The organism is Thauera phenylacetica B4P (assembly GCF_000310225.1).
In the GTDB taxonomy this organism is placed as follows: Bacteria; Pseudomonadota; Gammaproteobacteria; order Burkholderiales; family Rhodocyclaceae; genus Thauera; species Thauera phenylacetica.
This window is the reverse complement of sequence record NZ_AMXF01000309.1, coordinates 1-3842: the sequence shown is the minus strand read 5'-3', so window position 1 is coordinate 3842 and position 3842 is coordinate 1. Positions and strand designations below refer to the sequence as shown.

Here is a 3842-nt window from a genome sequence, read left to right as displayed (position 1 = left end):
CCGCCCGCGCCCGCGGCGACCCCCGAGCCGCGCCGCCCCTCCGCCGACGAAGAGGCCCGCCTGCGCGCGCTCATCGAGGGCAAGGCCTCGCCCGCGCGCGGCGACACCTACGTGCTGCAGATCGGCGCCTTCAGTGACGCCGGCAAGGCCGCGAAGCTGGTCGACGACCTGCGCGCGCGCGGCTTCTCGGCCTACACCGAGCGCGCCGGCAACGTCACGCGGGTGCGTGTCGGCCCGGTCGCCGGGCGCGCCGAGGCCGACGCCACCGCAGCCCGCCTCAAGTCCGCCGGTCATGCGGCGGTGCTGCAGGCGCGCTGATTTCCCCATGACCGTCTTCGACTACGTCTTCCTTGGCCTGCTCGCTTTTTCCGCGCTCATCGGCATGTGGCGCGGCCTGGTCAGCGAGGTCATGGCGGTGCTGGCGTGGGCGGCAGCGCTCTTCGCCGCATGGCGCTATAACGGAGATGCGGCCGAGGTGTTCACCGGCATGATCGTCGAGCCGATGTGGCGCCAGGTCGCTGGTGGCGCGCTGGTCGTGGTCGGCGTGCTGGTCCTCGCCGCGCTGCTGCGCTACCTGCTGCGCGAGCTGTTGCGCGCCGCCGGGCTGGGCGCCACCGACCGCTTCTTCGGCGCGCTCTTCGGCATCGCGCGCGGGCTGGCGGTCGCCTTCGTGGTAGTGCTGATCGGCGGGCTCGCCGGTGTGTCCAAGGAGCCGTGGTGGCGCGACGCGCTGTTCTCGGCGCCGCTGGAGTCGGCGGTGATCGCCGCCAAACCCTGGCTGCCTGTAGAGGTAGCCGACAAGATTCGATTCAGATAGGCCTCAATCCATGTGCGGAATTCTCGGTGTCGTCGCCACCTCCCTGGTCAACCAACTGCTCTACGACGGCCTCCAGGTGCTGCAGCACCGCGGCCAGGACGCGGCGGGCATCGCCACCTCGGAGGGCGGGCGCTTCCACATGCACAAGGGCTCGGGCCTTGTGCGCGATGTGTTCCGTACGCGCAACATGCGCAACCTGGAGGGCAACTGGGGCATCGGCCACGTGCGCTACCCGACCGCGGGCTCGGCCTACAACGCCGCCGAGGCGCAGCCCTTCTACGTCAACTCGCCCTTCGGCCTGCTGCTGGCGCATAACGGCAACCTGACCAACTCGGAAGCGCTCAAGCGCGAGATGTTCCTGTCCGACCTGCGCCACATCAACACCAGCAGCGACTCCGAGGTGCTGCTCAACGTGTTCGCGCACGAGCTGCAGGCCGCCTGCAAGGGGCTCAAGATCGACGAGGAGGCCATCTTCACCGCGGTCGCCGGGGTGCATCGGCGCTGCCGCGGCGCCTACGCGGTCGTGGTGATGATCGCCGGCTACGGCCTGCTCGCCTTCCGCGACCCCTACGGCATCCGCCCGCTGGTGATCGGCCGCAACGACTGCGAGGCCGGCACCGAGTGGCTGGTGGCCTCGGAGTCGGTGGCGGTCGATGTGCTCGGCTTCCGCCTGCTGCGCGATGTCGCGCCGGGCGAGGCGGTACTGGTCGATACCGGGGGCCGCTTCCACAGCCGCCAGTGCGCGGCGCGCACGGTGCACGCGCCGTGCATGTTCGAGTTCGTCTACCTGGCGCGGCCCGATTCGATCATCGACGGCGTGTCGGTGTACGAGTCGCGCATGAAGATGGGCGAGTACCTCGCCGACAAGATGCGCCGCACCATGCCAAACGTGCACATTGACGTGGTGATCCCCATCCCCGACTCCAGCCGCCCCTCGGCGATGCAGATGGCCGACCGGCTAGACCTGCCCTTCCGCGAGGGCTTCGTCAAGAACCGCTACATCGGCCGCACCTTCATCATGCCGGGCCAGGCCACGCGGCGGAAGTCGGTGCGCCAGAAGCTCAACACCATCCACCAGGAGTTCAAGGGCAAGAGCGTGCTGCTGGTCGACGACTCCATCGTGCGCGGCACGACCAGCAAGGAGATCGTCAACATGGCGCGCGAGGCGGGGGCCACCAAGGTCTATCTCGCCTCGGCCGCGCCGCCGGTGCGCTACGCCAACGTCTACGGCATCGACATGCCCACCCGCGGCGAGCTGATCGCCTCCGACCGCAGCGAAGAGGAGATCGCCCGCGAGATCGGCGCCGACGGCCTCATCTACCAGGACCTCGACGACCTCAAGGCCTCGGTGCGCGCGCTCAACCCCTCGCTGCAGTTCTTCGAGACCTCCTGTTTCGACGGCCAGTACATCACCGGCGACATCACCGTGGAGTACCTCAACGGCGTCGAGAACCAGCGCAGCGAAGCCAAGCCGGGCAAGAACGACCACAACGACCAGGACGACGGGGACGACGGCCAGCTCGACCTCAACCTCGCCTCCGACGCCGAGCGCTGAGCCGCTCCCAGAACAGTCCAGGCACGATCACGATGAACCGCCCCCTTCCGTCCGAGCTTCACCCCGACACCCTGGCCGTGCGCGCCGGCACCGAGCGCACGCAGTTCCGCGAGCACGGCGAGGCCATGTACCTCACCTCGAGCTTCGTCTTCGGCAGCGCCGCGCAGGCCGCCGCCTGCTTCTCGGGCGAGGAGGAGGGCTACGTCTACGCGCGCTTCTCCAACCCGACCGTGACTGCCATGCAGACCCGGCTCGCCGCGCTCGAAGGCGGCGAGGACTGCATCGCCACCGCCTCGGGCATGTCGGCGATCCTGTCGCTGGCGATGGCGACCATGCAGGCGGGCGACCACGTGGTGGCCTCCAACGGCCTGTTCGGCGCCACCCAGCAGCTCTTCGGCGGCATCCTGTCGAAGTTCGGCATCACCACCACCTTCGTGCCGGCCACCGACCTCGACGCCTGGCGCGCCGCGATCACCCCGCGCACCCGGCTCTTCTTCACCGAGACGCCGTCCAACCCGCTCACCGAGGTCATCGACATCGCCGGCGTGGCGGCGATCGCGCGCGCCGCGGGGGTGATCTTCGCGGTCGACAACTGCTTCTGCACGCCGGCGCTGCAGCGCCCGCTCGAGCTCGGCGCCGACGTCGTCGTGCATTCGGCCACCAAGTACCTCGACGGCCAGGGCAGGGTGCTCGGCGGCGCGGTGGTCGGCAGCAAGGCGATCACCGACGAGGTGTTCAAGTTCCTGCGCACCGCCGGCCCGACCCTGTCGCCCTTCAACGCCTGGGTCATCCTCAAGGGCCTGGAAACCTTGCGCATCCGCATGGAGGCGCAGTCGGCGAGCGCGCTCGAGCTCGCGCGCTGGCTCGAGGCCCAGCCCGGGATCGCGCGGGTGTACTACCCCGGGCTGGAGTCCCACCCGCAGCACGCGCTGGCGATGCGCCAGCAGAAGAGCGGCGGCGCCATCGTCAGCTTCGACGTCAAGGGCGGCCGCGACGCGGCGTGGAAGGTGGTCGACGCCACCCGCCTGATCTCGATCACCGCCAACCTTGGCGACACCAAGAGCACCATCACCCACCCCGCCACCACCACCCACGGCCGCATCAGCGCCGAAGCCCGCGCCACCGCCGGCATCGGCGACGGCCTGCTGCGCATCGCCGTGGGCCTGGAAGACATCGACGACCTCAAGGCCGACCTCGCCCGCGGGCTGGCGGGCTGAGCCCGCCGCGTCGGGACCGCCCCGGCGCTGCCGATGACGTCCAACCGCCGGGATCGCCCGGCGCCCGAGATGCGCGATATCCCTCTGCAGGAGCGCCGGCAGGCACGAATTTGGCCGTTGCCGCACGCGACCAGCGTCGGCGAGGGCGTGACCGCCCAATTCGCGGCGGCCGCCGCTCCTTGAAACGTCGCGCGGATGGCGGCCCAGCAAGCGCCAAGCCAATGTAGGAGCGCCGGCAGGCGCGAACAGGGCG

Annotated in this window: 4 protein-coding genes; all 4 read left to right on the top strand. The window is 70.2% G+C overall.

Going from position 1 to position 3842, the window contains the following annotated elements:
• Nucleotides 1–318: SPOR domain-containing protein (locus C667_RS20990; protein WP_004382242.1), on the top strand; the 318-nt coding region annotated here is incomplete at its 5' end.
• 7 nt (nt 319–325) lie between these two features.
• A complete protein-coding gene (locus tag C667_RS20985) occupies nt 326–817 on the top strand; it encodes a CvpA family protein (protein WP_004382241.1) in 492 nt (163 codons plus the stop codon).
• Nucleotides 818–827: 10 nt separating this feature from the next.
• On the top strand, nt 828–2372 hold the full coding sequence (gene purF / locus C667_RS20980) for an amidophosphoribosyltransferase (RefSeq protein ID WP_004382239.1): 1545 nt from the start codon (nt 828–830) through the stop codon (nt 2370–2372).
• Nucleotides 2373–2404: 32 nt separating this feature from the next.
• A complete protein-coding gene (locus C667_RS20975; protein ID WP_004382237.1) occupies nt 2405–3589 on the top strand; it encodes an O-succinylhomoserine sulfhydrylase in 1185 nt (394 codons plus the stop codon).
• The last annotated feature ends 253 nt before the right edge of the window (nt 3590–3842 follow it).

Bases quoted from the DNA above. Each gene is read 5' to 3' on its own strand.
- C667_RS20985 (WP_004382241.1), top strand. From the start codon at position 326: ATGACCGTCTTCGACTACGTCTTCCTTGGCCTGCTCGCTTTTTCCGCG.
- C667_RS20975 (WP_004382237.1), top strand. From the start codon at position 2,405: ATGAACCGCCCCCTTCCGTCCGAGCTTCACCCCGACACCCTGGCCGTG.
- purF (WP_004382239.1), top strand. From the start codon at position 828: ATGTGCGGAATTCTCGGTGTCGTCGCCACCTCCCTGGTCAACCAACTG.